The sequence below is a fragment of the Parazoarcus sp. PS-13 R2A genome (assembly GCF_057621855.1).
This window is the reverse complement of the sequence record NZ_JBYEXN010000011.1, coordinates 1-22381: the sequence shown is the minus strand read 5'-3', so window position 1 is coordinate 22381 and position 22381 is coordinate 1. Positions and strand designations below refer to the sequence as shown.

Below are 22381 nucleotides of genomic sequence, written 5' to 3'. Positions count from 1 at the left end.
CTCGACCCCCCGGGCGCCTCCGGGGGAAGCCCGACTTGCCCGGGCACCCCGTGCTCGCACACAATCATGCACTCCTGCGCATTCTGCTGAAGGAGTCCCGTCCTGCCCACAGTCACTCCCACGTCATTCGAAGTCATCGGCGGCCTGATCGGCGGCCTCGGGCTGTTCCTGCTCGGCATGCACCTGCTCACTGACGGCCTCAAGCTCGCGGCCGGGCGTGCGCTTGAGGACATGCTCGAGCGCTGGACCTCGACGCCGCTGCGCGGCCTCGGCGCCGGCATGCTGATCACCACGCTGGTCCAGTCCTCAAGCGCGGTGACCGTGGCCGGCATCGGCTTCGTCAACGCCGGTCTCCTGTCGCTCAGGAATGCCTTGTGGGTGATTTTCGGCTCCAATGTGGGCACCACCATGAATGCATGGCTGGTCGCCGCGCTCGGATTCAGCTTCAAGATCGACGCCTTTGCCCTGCCCTTTGTCGGCATTGGCGCGGTCCTGATGCTGGCCACGAGCCGCATGCGCCCGCGGGCGCTGGGTCAGGCCCTGTCCGGATTCGGCGTCCTCTTCCTCGGCATCGACGTGCTCAAGGACACCTTTTCGGCATTCGGCAGCGGAATCGATCTGCAGCAGTTCATCATGCCCGGGCTCACCGGATGGGTCATGCTGGTCGCCATCGGCACCCTCATCACCATCCTGATGCAGGCCTCCGGCGCTGCCATCGCCATCATCATCACTGCCGCCCAGACTGGGCTGATGAGCACCGAGGCCGCCTGCGCCATGGTCATCGGCACCAATATCGGCACCACCTCGACCGCCATCCTGTCGGCCATCGGCGCCACCGCCAACGCCCGCCGCCTGGCTGCGGCCCATGTGTTCTTCAACCTCGTCACCGGCGCGGTCGCACTCATGCTGCTGCCGCTGCTGATCGGCCTCCTCGGGCTGCTCAGCGAGTGGCTGGAGAAACCGGCCACCCCGGCGGTGATGATTGCGATGTTCCACACCACCTTCAACCTTCTCGGCGTCGCCCTGATGGTGCCGGCGGCGAAGTTCCTGCTCAGCTTCCTGTCGGCGCGCTTCCGGCGCAGCGACGAGGAAAGCGCGCGTCCCCAGCACCTGGACGCCAACTCGGTAAGCGTGCCAGACCTCGCGCTGCGGGCGCTGCGCATGGAACTCGGACGAACCCATGTTCTGGCCGGAAACTGCCTGCGTGCCGTCATTCACAGCCCACCCGACACACCACTCGTGTCGCGTAACGGTGACGCCTTCGTCGCACTCACCACCGCCATCGGCAGCTACACACGCGGCGTCACGACCACGAGCCTTCCGCTCGCCCTCGCCGAAGCACTCGCCCGCAATCTGCGTGCGCTCCAGTACCAGGAGAGCGCGGTAGACGCCGCGCGCTCGGCGGCGGAGCTCGGCGAAGCACTCGGCCTTCCACCCGCACATGGCATCGATGAGGCCTTTGCACACTTTCGCGACGCTGCCGGCGAACTCGCCGACGCCAGCATGCCGGGAAAGCCCGGTTTCCGCAGCGAAGACATCGAAAGACTGCTCGCCAGAGCCGAGACCCGTTACGCCGCCCTCAAGGAAGCACTGCTCGTCGCCGGCGCACACGCCCACCTCGATATCCGCAGCATGCAGGACTGGCTGCGCCTCGCGAGTCTGCTCAGACGTGCGACCGAACAGATCGCAAAGTCCGCACGGACCCTGGCGGCCCTGGAAGAAGGCCTGCCCCAGCCCGTCCTCGAACACCGTGGCGACGACGATAGCGGTAACGACCAATGAGCGGCGTCATCCCGGCCTATGTCGGGCGCTTCGCGCCCTCGCCCAGCGGTCCGCTGCACTTCGGCTCGCTGGTCGCCGGGCTCGGCAGCTGTCTCGATGCCCGCCACCACGACGGCAAGTGGCTGCTGCGCATCGAGGACGTCGACACCCCGCGCACCGTCCCCGGTGCAGCCGACGCGATTCTGGCCACACTGGAACGGTTCGGCTTCGCATGGGATGGCGAGGTGGTCTGGCAAAGCCGGCGCACCGATGCCTATCACGCCGCGCTCGAGCAGCTCAAACGCAGCGGCGCCGTCTTCCCCTGCGCCTGCACCCGTCGAGAGATGGCCGATTCCGCACTCGCCCGCGACGGCTCCCGGCGCTACCCCGGGACCTGTCGCGACGGACTGCCGCCCGGTCGCAGCGCCCGTGCCTGGCGCGTGCGTGCCGAAGGCGTGATCCGCTTTGATGATGCGGTTCAAGGCCCGCAGCAGGAGGACCTCGCGCGCGACGTCGGCGATTATGTCGTGCTGCGCGCGGACGGCCTGTTTGCCTACCAGCTTGCCGTCGTCGTCGATGACGCCGCCGCCGGCATCACCCATGTCGTGCGCGGTGCCGACCTGCTCGACTCGAGCGCACGCCAGATTCACCTGCAACACCTGCTCGGCGTGGCGCAACCCGCCTACGCCCATCTGCCTGTTGCAACCAATGACGCGGGCGAGAAGCTGTCGAAGCAGACGCTTGCCCGCGCCATCGAGGACCAGCCCCCCTCCATTGCACTGGTCGCAGCCCTCGCCTTTCTCGGTCAGAATCCGCCACCTGAACTCGGGCAGGCTGCGCTCGACGAGGTCTGGTCGTGGTCACGCGCGCACTGGCGGCTGGACAAGGTGCCGCGCCTGAGACAAGCCATCGCCCCACTCTTCTGACAAGGATAGACCCATGCTCGGCTCCGACACCGAACTGAAACAGCTGCTCGAATCGACGCGGACCATCGCCGTGGTCGGCATCTCTCCGAAACCCGAGCGCGCCAGCCACGAGGTGGCCCTCTATCTGCAGAATCACGGCTACACGATCGTCCCGGTCAACCCCGTCTGCGACGAGGTGCTGGGCCTGAAGTGCTACCCCAGCCTGCGCGAGGTGCCGGTGAAGATCGACCTGGTCGATGTGTTCCGGCGTTCGGAGGAAGTCATGACGGTGGTGGAAGATGCCATCGCAGTCGGCGCGCGTGCAGTCTGGCTGCAACTGGACGTCATCGCCCCCGAAGCCATCGCCCGCGCCGAAGCGGCCGGCCTGGGCACGGTCATGGATCGCTGCACCAAGATCGAACACCGCCGCCTGCTGACAGGCGGATGAGCTGAAGCAGCCTCGCGCCCAAACAGCCCGAGCCACCACCCGCACGAGTAGCGCCTGTACGGTGTGTTCGCAAAGGGGCGAGGACTGTCCGAGCCCGCAGGGCGAGTTCCGCAGCCCCGGCGCGAACACCCCGCACAGGCGCTACGGCAGCGGAGGCACATCAACTTCGGACTTCAGCACCAATAAATAGCCTCAGTGCTTCCCCCCAAACCCCGCAATACCAATCGCCAGCCGCACCCCCTGATACGCCAGCCAGCTGAGCAGCCGGCGAAAGCGCGGCAGGCTTCGCCAGTCGGCACGTCGCAACTCGCGTGCACCATCCGTCATCGCCGCGTCCAGGCTGGCACGCAGGGTCGCGGCAAAGCCGCTGTCCTCCACCACGACATTGGCCTCGCGCGCCAGCAGCAGACTGAAGGCATCGATGTTGCTGGAGCCCACCGTCACCCAGCGACCATCCACCACCGCCACCTTTGCATGGAGCACGCTGCGGTGATACTCGAACAGGCGGATGCCGCGCTCCAGGAAGAACGGGTACAAGGCCCGCGTCGCATACTGCTGCACCGGATGATCGGCCAGGCCTTGCAGCAGCAGGATGACCTTCACGCCGCGCGCCGCCGCCTCCACCAGCGCCTGGCGAAAACGCCGCCCCGGGAAGAAATAGGCATTGGCAATCACCACTTCGTCGCGCGCACGCCCGATTGCGTCGAGGTAGGCGTTCTCGATGTCGTGACGGTGGCGAAGATTGTCGCGGATCAGAAATGCCGCGCGAAGATCGCCCGCCACCTCCACCCGCGCCGGTGCCAGCACCGGCACGCGCACCCGCCGCCGGAAGCTCGCCCACGCCAGCATGCGCCACAGACGATGCACCGAATCGACGATCGGCCCCAGCAGCGGCCCTTCCACCCGCACCGCATAGTCATAGCGCGGCGGGCGATCCGTGTCGCCGCTGACGTCGTCGACCACGTTGATTCCACCGACAAAGGCCACCCTGCCATCGACCACCACCACCTTGCGGTGCATGCGCCTCAGCCGGTGGCGACGCAGTGAAAGCAGGCGCAGCTCCATGCGGTAGATGAGCACCTGCACGCCGCAGGACACCAGATCGGACATCAGCTCGCGGACGAAAGCCCGGCCGCCGAATCCATCGACCAGCAGATGCACCGCGACCCCGCGCGACGCCGCGCGCACCAGCGCAGCCGCGATGCGACGCCCGGTATCGTCCGGATCGAAGATGTAGGTCTGGAAGAAGATCTCCCGCCGTGCGCCATCGATTTCATCCTCGAGCGCGGGAAAGTACTGCAGGCCGTTTTCCAGCAGGGCAATTGCATTGCCACCCGCCAGCACGCTCAACGCGCAAACTCCAGATCTGCGGTGAGCGCGGCGTGATCGGAAATCCTCGACCACGGCTCGCCGAAATGAACCTGCGCCCGGCTCACGCTGAATCCGCGCACGTAGATGCGGTCGAGGCGGAAAAAGGGCAGCGCACTCGGAAAGCTGCGCGGTGGCCGCCCGCCGCCCTCGCGGCTAAAGGCTTCAACCAGGCCCAGCCGTCGTCCCAGCAGATCGTCGGCACGATTGCGCCAGTCATTGAAGTCGCCTGCGATGATCAGCGGCGCACCATCGGGCGCGAGCCGCTCCATGCGTTCGGCCAGCGCCTCCATCTGCCGACGCCGGCTCCCCGCCATCAGCCCCAGGTGCACACAGACACAATGCAGCGGCACGTCCAGCCCGGGCAGGGAAACCTCGCAATGCAGCAGTCCGCGGCGCTCGAAGCGGTGATCGGAGACGTCCTGATTGTCGCTGCTGAGGATGGCGTGACGGCTCAGGATCGCGTTGCCGTGGTGACCGTGGTCGTACACCGCATTGCCGCCGTAAGCGGTCTGGCACCACACATCCTCGGCAAGGAACTCATGCTGTGGCCTTTGCGGCCAGTCGGCATGGCGCACCGCGTGATTGATGTGCAGCCCCTGCACCTCCTGCAGGAAGACCAGATCGACGTCGAGGCTGCGCAGGCGTTCCCGCAGGTCGTGCACCACCATGCGGCGGTTGAACTGCGAGAAGCCCTTGTGGATGTTGTAGGTGCAGATGCGCAGCGTCATGGTCGCAACGCTCCGGCGCGGTCCGGCGTGGTCAGGACACTGCCAGCATGCGGTCGAGCGCGATCCGTGCCAGCTCGGCCTCGTGCGCGGGCACCTGGATGCGATTCACCACATTGCCGTCGGCAAGGTTCTCCAGTGTCCATGCCAGGTGCTGCGGGTCGATGCGCTGCATCGTCGAGCACATGCACACGGTGGGCGCCATGAACTGCACGCTCTTGCCCTGCGGCTTCATTTCCTCGGCCAGCCGGTTGACCAGATTGAGCTCGGTCCCCACCAGCCAGCGCGTATTGGCGGGCGCAGCCGTGATCGTGTTGATGATGTATTCGGTCGATCCGACGTAATCGGACTGCTGGCACACCTCGAGACTGCTTTCCGGGTGCGAAATCACCAGTCCGTCCGGATTGGCTGCACGCCAGCGCTCGATATGGGCCGGCTGGAACATCTGGTGCACCGAGCAATGCCCCTTCCACAGCAGCACCTTGGCCTTGCGGATCTGCTCGTGGGTCAGGCCGCCGTATTCGAGATCGGGGTCCCACACCACCATCTGGTCGAGCGGGATGCCCTTCTTGAATCCGGTCCAGCGCCCCAGATGCTGGTCGGGGAAGAACAGCACCTTCTCGCGACGTGAAAACGCCCAGTCGAGGATGGTCGGCGCATTGGTCGACGTGCATACGATGCCGCCGTGTTCGCCGCAGAAGGCCTTCAGGTCGGCAGCCGAGTTGATGTAGGTCACCGGCGTGATGTGTTCGTCGGGCTTGTCCAGCACCTCGGTCAGTTCGCGCCAGCAGCGCTCGACCTTGGCCAGACTGGCCATGTCGGCCATCGAACAGCCGGCGGCGAGGTCGGGCAGGATGGCCATCTGGCTGGGCTTGGAGAGAATGTCGGCGACTTCGGCCATGAAGTGCACACCGCAGAACACGATGTAGTCAGCCTCGGTCTGCGAGGCGAGTCGCGCCAGCTTGAGCGAATCGCCGGTGAGGTCAGCGTACTGATAGACGTCTGCGCGCTGATAGTGGTGACACAGCAACACCGCCTTGTCGCCGAGACGGGCGCGTGCTGCACGAATGCGCTCCTGCGCCTCGGCGTCCGCGAGCGCGTTGAAGCGGTCAAAACTGATGGTGGCTACTTGCATGAGACAGAACTCGCTTTAGAAATGCCGGGGTTCACCGGTCACACAAAAACGGATACCCGGCACGCGCACACGCCCGGGGATGAATACGTCAGCCCTGTTGCCAGGGCAGGCCGGCATGGCGCCAGCCCCCGATACGGTTGCGATGTCCGGCGGCATCCCTGTCACCCTCGAACCCTTCGAGCACGTTATAGCAATTGCTGAAGCCGGCCGAAATCGCGGCCTTGGCCGCAGCGTCCGATCTGGCGCCGGAACGGCACATGAACAGCACCATGGCCTCGGGGTCGACCTGATGGCGCAACTGCGCGAGGAAATCCGGATTGGGCTTCATCGCGGGGTAGGCAAGCCATTCGATCTCGACGGCACCCGGCACCCGGCCGACCCAGTCCCATTCGGCACGCGTGCGCACATCGACCAGTTTCGCGCCCGGGGCCAGTTGCCAGACCTGATGTGCCTCCGCGGGCGTCAACGCCCCCTGATAGGGCAAATTCATGTCAGCAGCCCGCTGATGAGCAAGCTCGAGCAAGGCAGAGAGGGTTCCCATGGCAGCATCCGGCTAGAATTCGTCAGACACGCAGTATACATCCCCTCCGGCCATCCACATGCCCACCTCAGAACACACCGTTTCCGCACCGCCGACGGCTGGTGACAGTGCCACCCTTCGCAGCCGCGGCATACAGCGCACCGCCCTGGTCGCCATCGTCACCAATGCCGTGCTTGCGGTCAGCCAGATCATCATCGGCCTGTTTGCAAACGCGTTCAGCCTGGTCGCCGACGCCGCCCACACCTTTTCCGATCTCGTGACCGACATGCTGGTTCTGCTTGCAGGCAGGCACGGCGCAGACCCGGCCGATCACGACCACCCCTACGGCCACGGCCGCATCGAAACCATCACGTCGCTGCTGCTCGGCGCCGTGCTGACCGCGGTGGGCATCGGTTTTCTCCTCAGCTCCGGCGTACGGCTGCAGAACATGGATGATCTCCCCGCCCTGCATCCGGCCGCACTGGTCGTGGCGGTCATCACCCTCTTCGCCAAGGAAGGCCTGTTCCGCTACACCCTGGCTGCAAGCCGCCGGCTCAAGGCCCCGATACTGGAAGCGAATGCGTGGCACGCGCGCTCGGACGCCGCATCCTCGCTGGTGGTTGCCGTGGGGATCGGGGGCAGCCTGTCGGGCTACGCCTTCCTCGAGCCGCTGGCCGCCGCCGTCGTCGGCTTCCTGATCATGCACATGGGACTCAAGCTGGCCTGGAAGGCCGTGCGTGAGCTCATCGACACCGGCTTGCCGGAGGAGGACGTCGCGCGACTGCGCCAGACCATCGTAGCGACGCCCGGCGTGATCGGCCTGCACGAGCTGCGCACACGGCGCATGGCCGACCGCGTGCTGTGCGATGCCCACGTTCAGGTCGATCCCCGCATCACCGTATCGGAAGGGCACCACATCTCGGACAGCGTCTACATGGCGGTGCGCACCGCACATCCGGAAGTCAAGGATGTGCTGGTGCACATCGACCCCGAAGACGACGATGCCGTGCCGTCCGTGCCGCTCGGCCCCCTGCCCGAGCGCAGGATCATCGCATCCGACCTGCAGGCCCTGATCGGGACCGACGGGCCGGCACCGCGTCGCACTCAGGTGCATTACCTGGGGCAACGCATCGAAGTTGACGCATTTTTTGCCGAGGATGATGCACCGGCCGCCATGGATGCACTCAAACGGCGCACGGAGACCTGGATGCGCGCGCATCCACACTATCGACGGATCTCTTTCTTTGTCGAGATTGCACCACACTGATGCACCCACCCCCATTTGCGCACCTTTATGGTGCAATCAGGATGCCTGTATCGGCAAGAGGCCCTTGTGGCACAATGATTGAAGGACAGAATTTGGGTGGCACGGATACTGCTAGCATCCGCGACAACGGAAGTCTGGCCGTTATCTGACTGATCTTTTCGAATAACTTGCCTCATCTCACCAGGAGTGAATATGAACGCTCAAGACGTCATGAAAATGATTCAGGAAAATGAAGTCCGCTTCATTGACCTGCGCTTTACCGATACCCGCGGCAAGGAACAGCACGTTGGCCTGCCGGTTTCGGCCTTCGAAGAAGATCACTTCGAGCATGGTCACCCGTTCGACGGTTCCTCGATCGCCGGCTGGAAGGGCATCCAGGCCTCCGACATGATCCTGCTGCCGGAAGCAAGCTCCGCCTACATCGACCCGTTCTTCGACGAGACCACCCTGGTCCTGACCTGCGACGTCATCGAGCCGTCCGACGGCAAGGGCTACGACCGCGACCCGCGCTCGATCGCCAAGCGCGCCGAGGCATACCTCAAGAGCACCGGCATCGGCGACACCGCCTTCTTTGGCCCGGAACCCGAATTCTTCATCTTCGACGCAGTCGAGTGGTCGGTCGACATGTCCGGCGTCTTCAGCAAGATCATCTCTGAAGAAGCTGCCTGGTCCACCGCCGACAAGTTCGAAGGCGGCAACACCGGTCACCGTCCGCGCGTCAAGGGCGGCTACTTCCCGGTTCCCCCGGTCGACAGCCTCAACGACATCCGCGCTGCAATGTGCCTGGCACTCGAAGCTGCTGGCGTGCCGGTCGAAGTTCACCACCACGAAGTGGCCAACGCCGGCCAGTGCGAAATCGGCACCAAGTTCAGCACCCTGACCAAGCGTGCCGACTGGACCCAGGTTCTGAAGTACATCGTGCACAACGTGTCGCACCAGTACGGCAAGACCGCCACCTTCATGCCCAAGCCCATCGTTGGCGACAACGGCTCCGGCATGCACGTTCACCAGTCGATCTGGAAGGACGGCCAGAACCTGTTCGCAGGCAACGGCTACGCCGGCCTGTCGGAAACCGCGCTGTACTACATCGGCGGCATCATCAAGCACGCTCGCGCGCTGAACGCCATCACCAACCCGGGCACCAACTCGTACAAGCGTCTGGTCCCCCACTACGAAGCGCCGACCAAGCTGGCTTACTCCGCCCGCAACCGTTCCGCCTCGATCCGTATCCCCTACGTCGCCAACCCGAAGGGTCGTCGTATCGAAGCACGCTTCCCGGATCCCCTGGCCAACCCCTACCTGTGCTTCTCCGCACTGATGATGGCGGGTCTGGACGGCATCCAGAACAAGATCCACCCGGGCGATCCAGCTGACAAGAACCTGTACGATCTGCCGCCGGAAGAAGACGCGCTGATCCCGACCGTGTGCACCAGCCTCGAACAGGCGCTGGAGTACCTGGACAAGGACCGCGAGTTCCTGACCCGTGGCGGTGTGTTCTCCAACGACTTCATCGATGCCTACATCGCACTGAAGATGGAAGAAGTCGACCGCATGCGCGTGACCACCCACCCGGTGGAATTCGACATGTACTACAGCCTGTAATCTTCCGATTACGACGGCATCGAAAGGGACGGGCATTGCCCGTCCCTTTTTTATCGGGTCTAATCTCCCACAAGGTTGCTTTTCGACCCGGCATGCCTCGCAAACGCTTGTGCAGCCATGATCTCGACAACTTCAAGAGACCCATGCGAACACTGCCGCTGATCCTTGCTCTTTGTATCGCCCCGCTGGCACACGCCCAAGTTTACAAGTGCGTCGACGCGGAGGGCAGAACCACTTACACCAACGATCGCAGCCTTGCCCGCGGCTGCAGTCAGCTGGAGGGCGACCAGTCGGTCTCCTCGATCCCCGCACCACGGCCATCCACAGCGCAGCCTACGCCATCGAGCTTCCCCAAGGTCAGCCCCGATGCACAGCGCGAGCGCGATGATTCCCGTCGCAAGGTACTTGAATCCGAGCTCGCAACCGAAGAGGCTGCCCTTACCGAGGCGCGCAAGGCGCTGTCCGAGCAGGAAGCCATCCGCCTCGGCAACGAACGCAACTACCAGAAAGTGCTGGACCGTCTGCAACCGTTCAAGGACAAGGTGGAACTGCACCAGCGCAATGTGGACGCGCTGCGCCGGGAGCTCTCCGGCCTCCGTTAGCAAGAGCCTGGCGTGGTTCTTGCGTAGTAAATCGCAAACAACCGAAACCACCCATGGCACACCATCCGCATCCTCCGGTAACAGGCCCCTTCGCCGGGCTCGAACTCCTCTCCTCAGCCGTCGTTCTGATCGATGAGAAGCTGATCGTCCGTTACATCAATCCCGGCGCCGAGAACCTTTTTGCCATCAGCCGCCGCAAGCTGATCGGCCTGCCCTTGTCGCGCCTGCTTGGCGAGCCTCCAGGACTCGGCACCGCGCTGCAGAACGCATTGCGTACCAGCTGGAGCTACACCGGTCAGGACCTGAAGATTCAGCGCTCCGAAACCGAGACCATCCATCTCGACTGCACGGTCAGCCCGATCGATGCGACGGGGGTGCGCCTGCTGCTGGAGTTTCGCCCTATTGACGCGCAGCTGCGGGTGGCGCGCGAGGAGCAGTTGCTGCAGCAGCAGCAGGCCAACCGCGAGCTGATCCGCAACCTTGCGCATGAGATCAAGAACCCCCTGGGGGGCATTCGCGGCTCCGCGCAATTGCTGGAACGCGAACTCGCCGATCCACTGCTGCGCGAATATACCGAAGTCATCATCGCCGAGGCGGATCGCCTGCAGGATCTGATGAACCGCCTGCTGACCTCGCACAGCATGATGCGCCCTGCGCAGCTCAACATTCATGACGTGCTCGAACGCGTGCGCCGACTCATCCTGGCCGAGTTCCCGGAACTGATCATCCGCCGCGACTACGACACCAGCCTGCCCGAACTGACCGCAGACCGGGAGCAGCTGATCCAGGCCATTCTCAACATCACGCGCAACGCCGCGCAAGCCCTTGAAGGCTGCGGCGAGATCATCCTGCGCACGCGAGTCGCCCGTCAGGTGACGCTTGCCAAGCGTCGCTTCAAACTGGCACTGGAATTGCAAGTGGTCGACAACGGCCCCGGCATCCCGGAAGAGATCAGCGACAAGATTTTCTATCCGCTGGTATCGGGGCGAGACGGCGGGAGCGGCCTTGGCCTGTCACTGGCACAGAGTTTTGTGGAGCAGCATCAGGGCATGATCGATGTGGACAGCCACCCGGGACGCACCTGCTTCACCATTCTGATTCCGATTACCGAGCGGACCTGAGCATGTGCACAGCCGTCCGCACCAAAAAAGTGCATAGATCATGAATACTGTCTGGATCATCGATGACGATCGCTCCATCCGCTGGGTCCTGGAAAAGGCGCTCAGCCGCGAGGAGATCAACCACCGCAGCTTCGCCTCCGCGAATGAAGCGCTGGAGGAGCTCGAATCATCCAGCCAGCCGCCCAATGTCATGCTGTCGGACATCCGCATGCCCGGCGAATCGGGCCTGACCCTGCTGCAGCGGGTGAAGACCCGCTTCCCGCAGGTGCCCGTCATCATCATGACGGCGTACTCCGACCTCGAAAGCGCGGTGTCGGCGTTTCAGGGCGGAGCTTTCGAGTACCTGCCCAAACCCTTCGACGTCGATCAGGCCGTCGCGCTCGTCCGGCGTGCGCTGGAGCAAAGTCCGCACCAGGAAGGTGCAATAGAGGAAACCACTGTTGCACCGGAAATCCTCGGCCAGGCGCCTTCGATGCAGGAAGTCTTCCGGGCCATCGGCCGCCTGTCCCAGTCCCATGCGACCGTGATGATCAATGGCGAGTCCGGCACCGGCAAGGAGCTCGTTGCCCGCGCGCTGCACCGTCACAGCCCGCGGCGCGATGCACCCTTCATCGCCATCAACACCGCAGCCATTCCGCGCGACCTGCTCGAGTCCGAACTGTTCGGCCATGAGCGCGGCGCCTTCACCGGGGCCGCCACGCAGCGTCGCGGCCGCTTCGAACAGGCTGCCGACGGCACGCTCTTCCTCGACGAGATCGGCGACATGCCGTCCGAGCTCCAGACCCGCCTGCTGCGGGTGCTGTCGGACGGAAACTTCTACCGCGTCGGCGGTCATCAGCCTATCCGCGCCAATGTGCGCGTGATTGCGGCCACCCACCAGGATCTGGAAGAGCGCGTGCGCCAGGGGCTGTTCCGGGAAGACCTGTTCCATCGCCTCAACGTGATCCGCCTGCGCCTGCCGCCCTTGCGAGAGCGGCGCGAGGACGTTCCCATCCTGGTACGTCACTTCCTGCTGCGCAGCGCGCAGGAGCTCAGCGTCGAGAGCAAGCGCATTTCGGATGCAGCGCAGAAATACCTTCAGGCCATGCCTTTCCCCGGCAACGTGCGCCAGCTCGAGAATCTGTGCCACTGGCTCACGGTGATGGCCCCCGGCCAGGTCATCGAAGTGGCAGACCTGCCGCCGGAGATGCGCGACCAGCCGATGCGGGAGTCGCCGGTCAACTGGGTCGACGGCCTCGGCCTGGAAGCCGACCGCCTGATCTCGACCGCACCCGGCGAAGTGTTCGATCGTCTGACCAAGGAGTTCGAGCGCACCCTCATCCGGCGCGCCCTGACCGCCACCGGCGGACGCCGCATCGAGGCCGCACAGTTGCTCGGCATCGGTCGCAACACCATCACCCGCAAGATTCAGGAACTGGGCATGGATGACGATCGCTCACCGCCCGGCGACAGCGATCAGGAGAGCTGATCCGCCCCGGATGAGGCGAAGGCCTCGTAGATGACCGCCAGATGAAGGATAATCCCGGGCCAAATGCCACCCGGGACGGTCCGCTTGAGCTCTCTCCCTGACAATACCGCGCCAGACCTGTCAGCCCTTGCTGCTGCGCTGGGTTCGCTTGCGCACGATTTCAGCGTGCGCTGGCTGGAGACCTGCGTCTCGACCAACACCGAGCTGATGACGCACACTCCGGCGGACGACGGCCGGATTCACGTACTGGTCACCAGCGCGCAGACCGGCGGTCGCGGCAGGCGTGGCCGGCAGTGGCTCTCGTGGCCCGGACACAGCCTGACCTTTTCCGCCCTGTGGCGCTTCATGCCCGGCGCCCCGGTGCCGGCCGGGCTGTCGCTCGTGGTCGGGCTGGCGCTCGCACTCACCTTTGAGAAGCTCGGGGTCGAAGGCGTGCAGCTGAAGTGGCCCAATGATGTTCTTGTTCACGGACACAAGCTGGCAGGCGTGCTCGTCGAGCTGATTCCCGGTCGTGGCCGCACGATGGCGGCCGTGGTCGGCATTGGCATCAATATCGGACTGCCAGCCGGCGTACACATCCCGGAGCAGGCGGGCGTCAGCGATCTCACCCGCGAGCTGGGGCGCGCGCCCAGCCGTGAGGCCCTGCTCGGTCTGGTCCTGACCGAACTCCACGGCCTGTTCCAGACCTACGCCGTCGCAGGCTTCGATGCCTTGCGCGGCGCCTGGGAACAACACAATGCCTTTGCCAGCCTGCCAGTCAGGATCACCGGTGAAGGCAAGGACGTCGTCGGCACCTGTGTCGGCGTCGACGAAGACGGCGCACTGCTGATCCAGTGCGACAGCGGCCTGGTCCGCATCCTGTCGGGCGAAGTCTCACTGAGGCCAAACACATGATCCTGCTGATCGATGCCGGCAACACCCGGATCAAATGGCGCCTGCACGGCACGCCGACGCCCGTCGAGGGCGCCTGCGAGCACGATCAGCTCGAGGCGCTCGATGCCGTCCTGGCGGAGACCCCCGGCATCCGCCGCATGATCGGTGCCAACGTGGCCGGCCCCGGCGTAGGCGGCCAGATCGGCACGCTCGCAGCACAGCGCGGAATGACCCCGGAATGGATCACCCCGGACGCCGAACGCTGCGGCGTGCGCAATCTCTACCGCCAGCCCGCGCAGCTCGGTGCCGACCGCTGGGCTGCATTGATCGGTGCGCGGTCGCAGCACCCCCATGCCTGCCTCGTGGTGATGGCGGGCACAGCGACCACCATCGATCTGCTTGATGCCGCGGGCGACTTCCTTGGCGGCCTGATCCTGCCCGGCGTCGCGCTGATGCAGCGCGCACTGGCCTCGAACACGGCGCAGCTGCCGCTGGCGAGCGGCCAGTTCAGCCCCACGCCGCGTAGCACGGCCGACGCCATTCTCTCCGGCTGCCTGCAGGCACAGGCCGGCGCGGTGGAGCGGATGTTCCGCCAGATCGAATCGTCTGCAGGCGCGTGCTGCCTGCTTGGCGGTGGCGCGGCGGACGCATTTGCCAGCCTGCTGTCCCTACCCGTGCAGCGGGTCGACAATCTCGTACTCGACGGCCTCGCCCGCATCGCTCAGGATGCGTGAAACGCCGAGGAGACGGGGCCGTTACCCTGTGCCGTTCGCAGCCTTTTCCGACTTATTCACATCGTCCCTGATCGGGTAAGCTTCAGGCATGACAACCTTGCGCTTTCTGTTCATCCTGCTGGTCATCCTCAATGCGCTGGCTTTCGGTGCACTGAAGGGCTGGTTCGGCTTTGCGGCGCCGGCAGGCGAACCCGAACGCATCAGCAATCAGCTCCATCCCGACCGCATCAAACTGCTGCCGCCGACATCGACGCGCGAGAACAGCGCCGCAATCGAGCCGCCCCCTGCGCCCGAACCGGCCGCCCCGCCCGATGAGGTCGCGCCGCAGCAGGAGCCCGCCCCCGTCGCCGCAGCAGCGGTGCTCATCTGCCAGGCATGGTCTGGCCTCAACGCCTCCGATGCCGACCGGCTGAGCGCACGCCTGGCAGCATCGGGGATGACGCCCAGACAGCGCAGCACGGAAGTTCCGACATCATGGTGGGTGCGAATTCCGCCCCAGCCCAATCGTGATGCGGCGGAGCGGCAGGTCAGGGCATTGCGCGCCAAAGGCATCGACGACCTCTTCATCGTCCAGGAAGCCGGCCCCAATCAGTACGCGATTTCGCTCGGTCTGTTCAAGACCGAGGCCTCGTCCAACGTGCATCTGTCCCAACTACGGGCAAAAGGCGTTCGCGGCGCGGGCATTGCCACGCGCTCGACGGTCGAGTACCGGATCGAGGTCGATGGCGACGAAGCACAACTGGCATCGATTGCCGAGGATGAGGCGCTGGCGCGGCACCGCACGGACTGTCTGCCGTGAGCACGGGACGCCCGGTCGTCATCGGCCTGACAGGCGGCATCGGCAGCGGCAAGAGCGCTGCGGCCTCGCGTTTTGCCGCGCACTGCATTGTCGTGGTGGACACCGACCAGATCGCGCACACCCTGACCGGCCCCGATGGCGCGGCCATTACCCGCATTGCCGAGGTCTTCGGAGCGGAAATGATCACGCCCGACCGTCGCCTCGATCGCGCCCGCATGCGCAACCTGGTATTCGCCGAGCCGCCCGCCCGCAAGCGGCTCGAGCACATCCTGCATCCGATGATCCGCGCCGAAAGCGAGCGCCAGTGCGAACAGGCGTCCAGCCCCTACGTGATACTCGCCGTACCCCTGCTGATCGAGTCCGGCACTTACCGCGAACGATGTAGCCGGGTGTGCGTCGTGGATTGCCCGGAAAGTGTGCAGATCGAGCGCGTCCGCGCGCGCAGCGGACTGGACGAAAACGAAGTGCGCGCCATCATGGCTACCCAGGCCACCCGCGCCGCAAGGCTTGCCGCAGCCGACGACGTGATAGACAACAGTGGTACGCTGAAAGCGCTGGAAACGCAGGTCGACGCCCTGCATGCGTCCTATCTGGCGCTTGCCGGCTGAAGCCGCAAGTCACGGTTGCCAGCCTTTGGCCGAAGCGTCCGTAACCCCTGTGCTATCATCGTCCGCTAACCCGGTACTTCCACCAGCCTTCGGAACGTGTGCGTGATCAGCTACGAATATCCTCTCAATGAGCGTATCCGCACTCTGCTGCGCCTCGAGGACCTGTTTCGCAAGCATGCCCATTTTTGCAGCAGCGATGCGCCGCTCGACAACCACGCCGGCCTGCTGAGCCTGTTCGAGATTCTCGAAGTGGCCGGCCGGGCCGATCTCAAGGTCGACCTCGTCCAGGAACTCGAACGCCAGCGCCAGATTCTGATCTCCTTCCGCAACAACCCGGAGATCTCGGAAGAAGCCCTGTCGGGTGCGCTCTACGAAATCGAGCAGGCCTCATCCGGGCTGCTCGCAATGGCGGGCAAGATCGGCCAGTACCTGCGCGAAAACGAATGGCTGATGGGAATCCGCAGCCGTGCGGCGATTCCCGGTGGCGTATGCCAGTTCGACCTGCCCTCCTATCACTTCTGGCTCAGCCGCGAGGCCGACGCGCGTCGGCGCGACCTCGACACCTGGGCGCGGCCGATGGCACCGATACGCAGCGGCCTGGAAATCGTCCTGCGCCTGCTGCGGAGCAGCGGTCGTCCGGAAGAGCTGCAGGCCAAGGCAGGCACGTTTCAGATGACGATGGCGGGGCGTACGGCCCAGATGCTGCGCATTCGCATTCCGCGCTCGGAGCCGGTCATCCCCGAGATCAGCGCCAACAAGTACGCGCTCAACATCCGCTTCATGCTGCCCGAAACCGTCGTCCGGCCGCGGGTTGCCGAGCGCGACATCCCCTTTGAACTGACCTTCTGCAGCCTGTGAACAAACCCGACTCAGCACCCCGCATGGTCCGCTGTCCGCAGTGCGGAAAGATGACCGAATGGCGCACCGAAAACCGGTTCCGCCCCTTCTGCTCGGAACGCTGCAAACAGCTCGACCTCGGCGCATGGGCGTCGGAAAGCTATCGCGTCCCGACCACCCCGCCGGACGCCGGCGAAGACACGCCGTCCTAGTCGCGGCGCGGCGTGCGCCAGCAGGACCGGATCGCCGCCACACCATGTGCCCCGGCAAGACGGGCATCCGTCATGTCGGCGGCGTCCAGCCCGCCCAGGGCGAACACCGGCGTCGGCAGGTCTGCGCGCAGCGCGGCAAATGCATCCCACCCCAAGCCGGGCTGCCCGGGATGGCTGAGCGTTTCCTTCACCGGCCCCAGCAGCACGTAGTCGAGCCCCAGCGCCGCGGCCCGCTCGAGCTCCTCGCGGCTGTGACATGATGCCCCGACCCACTCGAACGGCGGTCGCTGCGTCAGTTCCGCGAGCCGGCGGGCGGGCAGATGCAGCCCGTCCGCTCCCGCCTCATCAGCCAGGGCCTCGTCATCATTGATCACCACCAGTGCGCCGACCGCATGGGCGCGACGCACGACCTCTGTCGCAAACGCCCGCCGCTCGCGCGCTTCCAGCCCCGCTTCGCGCACCTGCACCATCCCGAGCCCCTGCACGAGCGCCTGATCCAGCGCATCGAGCTGGGCGCCAACGCCCGTCGCTGCAGCACAGGTGATTCCCATCCTGCGCGGCAGGCGCAGCGCCTTCAGGATCGGACCGTTCGCGGGCAGCATCGGCGAACGGTCGACATGCCCCGGTCGCACCCAGGCCAGGGCGCTGTGCACATGATCGTTTACTTCGCCCTGCCACTGCGGCACTTCAAAGAAGTGCAGCCGCACATGCGCGTGCTCATAGGCGTGCTCCCTGACCAGCCACGGATATAGGCGCTCGACACGGATACCGAGTTCCTCATCGAGCTCACGCTTCAGCGCATCCGCCGGCGATTCGCCCGCCTCGACCTTGCCACCGGGAAACTCCCAGTAACCCGGATAGAAGGTTCCGGGCGCACGCTGTCCGATAAGGAAACTGCCATCTTCACGCGTGATGACGCCGGCCGCCACATTGACCACCTTCCTCGACATCACTCAGTCCTCCAGCTGGCCCGCATAATCCCGGGCAAACTGCCAGGCCACCCGACCCGATCGCGAACCGCGCATCAAGGCCCACTGCAGCGCCTCCTGGCGGGCAGCGGCCAGCTTGCGCTTGGGAACACCAAAGACGCGGAGCCAGTGCGCAACGATGTCGAGATACTCGTCCTGAGCGAAGGGATAAAAGGAGATCCAGAGGCCGAAGCGCTCCGACAGCGACACTTTCTCCTCCACCGCCTCGCCGGGGTGAACCTCGCCGTCCACATGCCGCGCCTGAAGGTTCTCGTCGTGATACTCGGGCATCAGGTGGCGACGGTTGGATGTCGCGTACAGCAGCACATTGTCTGCCACGGCAGAGACGGAGCCGTCGAGCACGCTCTTGAGCGCCTTGTACGCCCCTTCCCCCTCTTCAAAAGAGAGATCATCACAAAACACGATGAAACGCTCGGGGCGTCCGGCCAGCATCTCCATGATCTCGGGCAGGTCCGTCAGATCGGCCTTGTCCACTTCGACCACGCGCAGCCCCTGGTCACCGTACTCGTTGAGCAGCGCCTTGATCAGCGAGGACTTGCCGGTGCCACGTGCGCCGGTCAGAAGCACGTTGTTCGCGCGCTTGCCGGCGAGGAACTGCCGCGTATTGCGATCGATGCGCGCTTTCTGGTCATCAATGTCCTGCAGATCCTTCAGACGAATCCCGTGCGGCACGCCCACGGCCTGCAAACTCCCGCGCCCATGACGCCGACGCCACAGGAAGGCGTGCGCCGCGCTCCAGTCGGGTGGCGCTGCCGGTCCCGGCAGAATGCCCTCCAGCCGCTCAAGCACCCGCTCCGCCCTGCAGATGAGGGCACTCAGTTCATTCATTTCCATCGTCTTCGTCCATTCTGTTCTTGCGGCGCGGCCAGGTCGCCCACACGATGATCAGTAACAACAACAGGGCAAGCCCCGCTTCAAGGAAAATGACCCACATCCCATGCCTCTGTGCGTTACAGCCCGGTTACCGGATTCGGAAGCTGACCCCGGTATACTGCGGGGCCGGATGCCCCGAGTTTAACCGATCCCCATCATGAGCCAGGCCCATCACCGCCTTCCGCGACACCTCGCAACCGCCACGCTTGCAGCCCTTCTTGCCGCCTGCGCGACGCCGCCACAACCGGCATCGACACCGGTAACGGAAGCGAAACCGCAGGCCTGTGTGCGGACACAAGCCTGTCCGGCCTGCCCTGCATGTCCGCCCCCCGGCGCAACTGCCCCGACGCCCGCCCCAAGTCCGGCGCCCGCGCCCGTGCCCACTCAGGCGCCGCCCGCAGGCCAGGCCGGCACGATGAGCATGTCGACCTGGACGCAGCTCCCCGGCTGGGCCGAAGACGATCTCGCCGCCGCATGGCCGGCCTTCCGCGAGTCCTGCGGGACACTCTCCCGCCGCAACGACTGGAAGGCCGTCTGTGCCCTTGGCGCACGACTGCCCGCCAGCCCTTCAACGAATCAGGTCAAGGCCTTCTTCGAACAGCACTTCACCCCATGGCGTTCGCTCAACGCCGACGGCTCCGATACCGGACTGGTGACCGGCTACTATGAACCCCTGATCAAGGGTAGCCGGGTCCGCTCCGCCCAGAGCAGATGGCCGATCCATGCCCCGCCCGAGGACATGCTGACCATCGACCTCGCCAGCGTCTACCCTGAGCTCAAATCGCTGCGCCTGCGCGGGCGGCTCGTCGGCAACAAGGTCGTGCCGTACTGGACGCGCGCCGAACTGGATCAGCGCCAGGAGCTCCTTGCCCCGAAGATTCTGCTGTGGGCAGACGATCCGATCGACCTGTTCTTTCTTCAGGTGCAGGGCTCTGGCCGCGTCGAGCTTCCCGACGGCAGCCGGCTCCGCATCGGTTACGCGGACCAGAACGGACACCCGTATCAATCCATCGGTCGCTGGCTCGTCAGTCAGGGCGAACTGTCGCTCGACAAGGCCTCGATGGAAGGCATCCGGCAGTGGGCGCGGGACAATCCCGCCCGCCTCGGCGAGCTGCTCAACAGCAACCCGAGCTATGTCTTCTTCCGCGAACTTCCCGCCAGCACCAGCGGCCCAATTGGCGCCCTCGGGGTCCCGATCACGGAAGAGCGGAGCATCGCCATCGACCCCGCCTACATTCCCCTGGGGGCACCTGTCTTCCTGGCTACCACATGGCCGTACAGCAACCGCACGCTGAACCGGCTCGTGCTGGCACAGGACACTGGCAGTGCGATCAAGGGGCCGGTACGGGCCGACTACTTCTGGGGTTTTGGTGCGCAGGCCGGAGCACAGGCAGGGAAGATGCGGCAGAACGGCCGGATCTGGGTATTGCTCCCGAACGGGGTGAAACCAGCGAATGCGCTGGGTAAAGGCTGATTACGGCAGGGGGCGGCCTTGCACCGCCCCCTGCTCCGATCACTTGGCTGCGATCGCGCCAATCGCCTTTTCCAGTTCTGCTGCCGGCACATAACCGCCGATGCGGCTGCCGTTGGACAGGAAGATCGTCGGCGTGCCGTTGATCTTCAGCTTCTGCCCCAGTGCGACGTTGCGATCGATCACACCCGTGTCGCAATCCGCCGTCGCCGGCACCTTCGCGTCGACGATCCAGTCGCTCCAGGCTTTTGCCTTGTCCTTAGCACACCAGATATCACGCGACTTGGTCGTCGAATCGGGACTCAGGATCGGATAGAGGAAGGTATAGACGGTCACGTCCTTCATCTGCGCGAGTTCCTTTCCGAGCCGTTTGCAGTAGCCGCAGTTCGGATCCTCGAAGGTGGCGATCACCCGCTTGCCGTTGCCTTTGACGTGCTTGATCGCCTGATCGAGCGGAAGCGTCGAAAAGTCGATGGCCGAAAGCTGGTTGAGCCGAAGCTGGGTCATGTCGCGACGGGTTTGAGCATCGATCACACGACCATCGACAATGAAGCTGACCTTTTCATCGGTGTACACGAGCTCGCCGCTCTTGAGCACAACTTCGTAAAGCCCGGCGTATGGAGTACGCGCAACAGACTCGACTGCAGGCGCACCGACGAAGGCCTCCATACCTTTGCGCACGGAAGCTTCATCGGCATGCGCACCAGCGCCAAACAGGGACAGGCTCAGTGCAAGCGGAAGCGCACGGGCAAGGCCGGGAAAAGAAAACATCAGGATCTCCAGGAGTTAGAACTTTCCACTTACCGCGTATCGGGTAAGTGCGTTGGTTATGACCGGCAAACGATCGGTGAGGTTCATCCCGACATTGCGCAGCAAGGCCGACGCGGGATTACGACTCGCAAAGAGGCGGTTCAGGCCGTGGGTCGCATACTGCAGGAGGAAGGGTTCTTCTGCGCGCGATCTGGCATAGCGCCGCAATACGCCATGGTCTCCGGCGCCCTGCCACGGCTTCAGTTCACCGAGCAGGCTGGCAAGCATCCGGGCATCCTGAAAACCAAGATTGATGCCATGTCCGGAAAGGGGGTGGATGGCATGTGCGGCATCGCCGATCAGCGCGACGCGACGGCCGATCATGCTTTCGACCCGCATCAGACGAAGCGGGAACGCGGCACGCGGCGACTCAATTTCAAACCGCCCAAGCCGTCGCCCACCGGCATCCGCGACTCGCTCGCAGAAGGACTCGTCGCTCATCGACATCAGATCGGCGGCGACGGCATCCGGGGCAGACCAGACGATTGAAATGCGATTGCCGGGCAAGGGCAACCATGCAAGCACGCCGTCCTCCCTGAACCATTGAAACGCAGTGCGCCGATGTTCCTGCTCGCAGCTCAGGTTGGCGACGACACCCATCTCGTCATACGGCTTCACGCTTGCCTTGATCCCCGACTGCTGGCGCACCCAGGAATCGCGTCCATCGGCCCCGACTAGCAGCGCAGCGCTCAAGCTTCGTCCGTCATCAAGCACCAGCCTGGCTTCGGTCTCGCTCACATCGAGCGCGCCCGGATGCGCGGGCGCAAAGACCGTGACGTTGTGCTGGCGCTTGAGACTCTCCCACAGTTCGCAGTGAATCAGGCTTGACTCACCAATCCAGGCAAGTTCGGATAGCCCGCTCTGATAAGCAGAAAACTTTACGCTGCCATTGCCGTCGCCCTTGATGTCCATGCACTCGACCGGACACAGGCGGATCTGATCGAGCCGGTCCCATACGCCAAGCTCGCGCAGAAAATCCGCATTCGCCGGACTGTAGGCGTAGATCCGGGTATCCCATCCCGTTGGTCTGGCGGGCAGGCTGCTTTCCACCAGGGCGATCTTCAGCCGGCTGGCGCGAAGAGCCACCGCAAGCGCCGCTCCCGCGAGCCCGCCACCAACAATGATCAGATCGAATTTCATGGCCCTTGCCGTCGCAATACAAGTCCGTGATTCTGCCCGATGACGCCGGTCAGGTCACGGAGATGGTGCTGTTGTGAGCCGTAGACGGCAAGAACCCCGCTGAGATTTAT

23 protein-coding genes are annotated in these 22381 nt (G+C 64.7%); 15 read left to right on the top strand and 8 right to left on the bottom strand.

Annotation, left to right across the window (positions count from 1 at the left end; genetic code table 11):
* Positions 1 to 102: 102 nt before the first annotated feature.
* The 3 genes from AC22G6_RS11675 to AC22G6_RS11665 are packed head-to-tail and all read left to right on the top strand — an operon-like array spanning position 103 to position 3114.
* Positions 103 to 1782: a Na/Pi cotransporter family protein gene (locus AC22G6_RS11675; protein WP_487367012.1), complete on the top strand. Its 1680-nt coding sequence runs from the start codon at positions 103 to 105 to the stop codon at positions 1780 to 1782.
* Positions 1779 to 2687, top strand: a complete 909-nt coding sequence (gene gluQRS, locus AC22G6_RS11670; RefSeq protein WP_487366909.1) for a tRNA glutamyl-Q(34) synthetase GluQRS — start codon at positions 1779 to 1781, stop codon at positions 2685 to 2687. The genes AC22G6_RS11675 and gluQRS overlap by 4 nt, the downstream gene beginning before the upstream one ends.
* A 13-nt stretch (positions 2688 to 2700) precedes the next feature.
* Positions 2701 to 3114: a CoA-binding protein gene (locus AC22G6_RS11665; protein ID WP_487366908.1), complete on the top strand. Its 414-nt coding sequence runs from the start codon at positions 2701 to 2703 to the stop codon at positions 3112 to 3114.
* 192 nt (positions 3115 to 3306) lie between these two features.
* On the opposite strand, the gene clsB is transcribed toward AC22G6_RS11665, so the two are convergent.
* The 4 genes from clsB to AC22G6_RS11645 form a co-directional block, all read right to left on the bottom strand.
* Entirely contained in the window at positions 3307 to 4464 is a 1158-nt protein-coding gene (gene clsB / locus AC22G6_RS11660) for a cardiolipin synthase ClsB (protein ID WP_487366907.1), read from the bottom strand.
* Positions 4461 to 5213 (bottom strand): endonuclease/exonuclease/phosphatase family protein, encoded by a 753-nt coding sequence (locus tag AC22G6_RS11655; protein ID WP_487366906.1) that lies wholly within the window; start codon positions 5211 to 5213, stop codon positions 4461 to 4463. The genes clsB and AC22G6_RS11655 overlap by 4 nt, the downstream gene beginning before the upstream one ends.
* 31 nt (positions 5214 to 5244) lie before the next feature.
* Positions 5245 to 6345, bottom strand: a complete 1101-nt coding sequence (gene nadA / locus AC22G6_RS11650; protein ID WP_108971624.1) for a quinolinate synthase NadA — start codon at positions 6343 to 6345, stop codon at positions 5245 to 5247.
* Positions 6346 to 6433: 88 nt separating this feature from the next.
* Positions 6434 to 6886: a rhodanese-like domain-containing protein gene (locus tag AC22G6_RS11645; protein WP_487366905.1), complete on the bottom strand. Its 453-nt coding sequence runs from the start codon at positions 6884 to 6886 to the stop codon at positions 6434 to 6436.
* A 58-nt stretch (positions 6887 to 6944) separates the two neighbouring features.
* Here AC22G6_RS11645 and AC22G6_RS11640 point away from each other — a divergent pair, with 58 nt between their 5' ends.
* The 11 genes from AC22G6_RS11640 to AC22G6_RS11590 all read left to right on the top strand — a co-directional run bounded on the left by AC22G6_RS11640 (position 6945) and on the right by AC22G6_RS11590 (position 16988).
* The gene (locus AC22G6_RS11640; RefSeq protein ID WP_487366904.1) at positions 6945 to 8132 is read left to right on the top strand and encodes a cation diffusion facilitator family transporter; all 1188 of its coding nucleotides are present in this window, start codon (positions 6945 to 6947) and stop codon (positions 8130 to 8132) included.
* Between the two features lie 192 nt (positions 8133 to 8324).
* Positions 8325 to 9734, top strand: coding sequence for a type I glutamate--ammonia ligase (gene glnA, locus AC22G6_RS11635; RefSeq protein WP_108949738.1), 1410 nt, complete (start codon positions 8325 to 8327; stop codon positions 9732 to 9734).
* A gap of 143 nt (positions 9735 to 9877) precedes the next feature.
* On the top strand, positions 9878 to 10336 hold the full coding sequence (locus AC22G6_RS11630) for a DUF4124 domain-containing protein (RefSeq protein WP_487366903.1): 459 nt from the start codon (positions 9878 to 9880) through the stop codon (positions 10334 to 10336).
* 53 nt (positions 10337 to 10389) lie between these two features.
* Positions 10390 to 11457: a nitrogen regulation protein NR(II) gene (glnL, locus tag AC22G6_RS11625; protein WP_108949739.1), complete on the top strand. Its 1068-nt coding sequence runs from the start codon at positions 10390 to 10392 to the stop codon at positions 11455 to 11457.
* A 40-nt stretch (positions 11458 to 11497) separates the two neighbouring features.
* Positions 11498 to 12925, top strand: coding sequence for a nitrogen regulation protein NR(I) (ntrC, locus tag AC22G6_RS11620; protein WP_108949740.1), 1428 nt, complete (start codon positions 11498 to 11500; stop codon positions 12923 to 12925).
* A 63-nt stretch (positions 12926 to 12988) separates the two neighbouring features.
* Positions 12989 to 13819, top strand: a complete 831-nt coding sequence (locus tag AC22G6_RS11615; protein WP_487366902.1) for a biotin--[acetyl-CoA-carboxylase] ligase — start codon at positions 12989 to 12991, stop codon at positions 13817 to 13819.
* Positions 13816 to 14532, top strand: coding sequence for a type III pantothenate kinase (locus tag AC22G6_RS11610; protein WP_487366901.1), 717 nt, complete (start codon positions 13816 to 13818; stop codon positions 14530 to 14532). Before AC22G6_RS11615 ends, AC22G6_RS11610 begins: the two co-directional genes overlap by 4 nt.
* A gap of 88 nt (positions 14533 to 14620) precedes the next feature.
* Positions 14621 to 15331, top strand: coding sequence for an SPOR domain-containing protein (locus AC22G6_RS11605; RefSeq protein WP_487366900.1), 711 nt, complete (start codon positions 14621 to 14623; stop codon positions 15329 to 15331).
* The gene (gene coaE / locus AC22G6_RS11600; RefSeq protein WP_487366899.1) at positions 15328 to 15939 is read left to right on the top strand and encodes a dephospho-CoA kinase; all 612 of its coding nucleotides are present in this window, start codon (positions 15328 to 15330) and stop codon (positions 15937 to 15939) included. Before AC22G6_RS11605 ends, coaE begins: the two co-directional genes overlap by 4 nt.
* A gap of 102 nt (positions 15940 to 16041) precedes the next feature.
* Positions 16042 to 16797, top strand: a complete 756-nt coding sequence (gene zapD / locus AC22G6_RS11595) for a cell division protein ZapD (protein ID WP_108971635.1) — start codon at positions 16042 to 16044, stop codon at positions 16795 to 16797.
* Positions 16798 to 16820: 23 nt separating this feature from the next.
* Positions 16821 to 16988, top strand: coding sequence for a DNA gyrase inhibitor YacG (locus AC22G6_RS11590; protein ID WP_487366898.1), 168 nt, complete (start codon positions 16821 to 16823; stop codon positions 16986 to 16988).
* On the opposite strand, the gene AC22G6_RS11585 is transcribed toward AC22G6_RS11590, so the two are convergent.
* A complete protein-coding gene (locus AC22G6_RS11585; protein ID WP_487367011.1) occupies positions 16985 to 17938 on the bottom strand; it encodes a Nudix family hydrolase in 954 nt (317 codons plus the stop codon). The genes AC22G6_RS11590 and AC22G6_RS11585 overlap by 4 nt on opposite strands.
* Before the next feature lie 3 nt (positions 17939 to 17941).
* Positions 17942 to 18805 carry an ATP-binding protein gene (locus AC22G6_RS11580; protein WP_108949747.1) on the bottom strand — a complete coding sequence of 288 codons (864 nt, stop codon included), beginning with the start codon at positions 18803 to 18805 and terminating at the stop codon, positions 17942 to 17944.
* 460 nt (positions 18806 to 19265) lie between these two features.
* Between AC22G6_RS11580 and mltA the strand changes: the two genes are divergently transcribed.
* A complete protein-coding gene (gene mltA / locus AC22G6_RS11575; RefSeq protein WP_487366897.1) occupies positions 19266 to 20324 on the top strand; it encodes a murein transglycosylase A in 1059 nt (352 codons plus the stop codon).
* Positions 20325 to 20363: 39 nt separating this feature from the next.
* On the opposite strand, the gene AC22G6_RS11570 is transcribed toward mltA, so the two are convergent.
* Together AC22G6_RS11570 and AC22G6_RS11565 are read right to left on the bottom strand one after the other, a co-directional pair.
* Positions 20364 to 21092: a DsbC family protein gene (locus AC22G6_RS11570; RefSeq protein WP_108949749.1), complete on the bottom strand. Its 729-nt coding sequence runs from the start codon at positions 21090 to 21092 to the stop codon at positions 20364 to 20366.
* Positions 21093 to 21107: 15 nt separating this feature from the next.
* The gene (locus tag AC22G6_RS11565) at positions 21108 to 22271 is read right to left on the bottom strand and encodes a UbiH/UbiF family hydroxylase (RefSeq protein WP_487366896.1); all 1164 of its coding nucleotides are present in this window, start codon (positions 22269 to 22271) and stop codon (positions 21108 to 21110) included.
* Between the last annotated feature and the right edge of the window lie 110 nt (positions 22272 to 22381).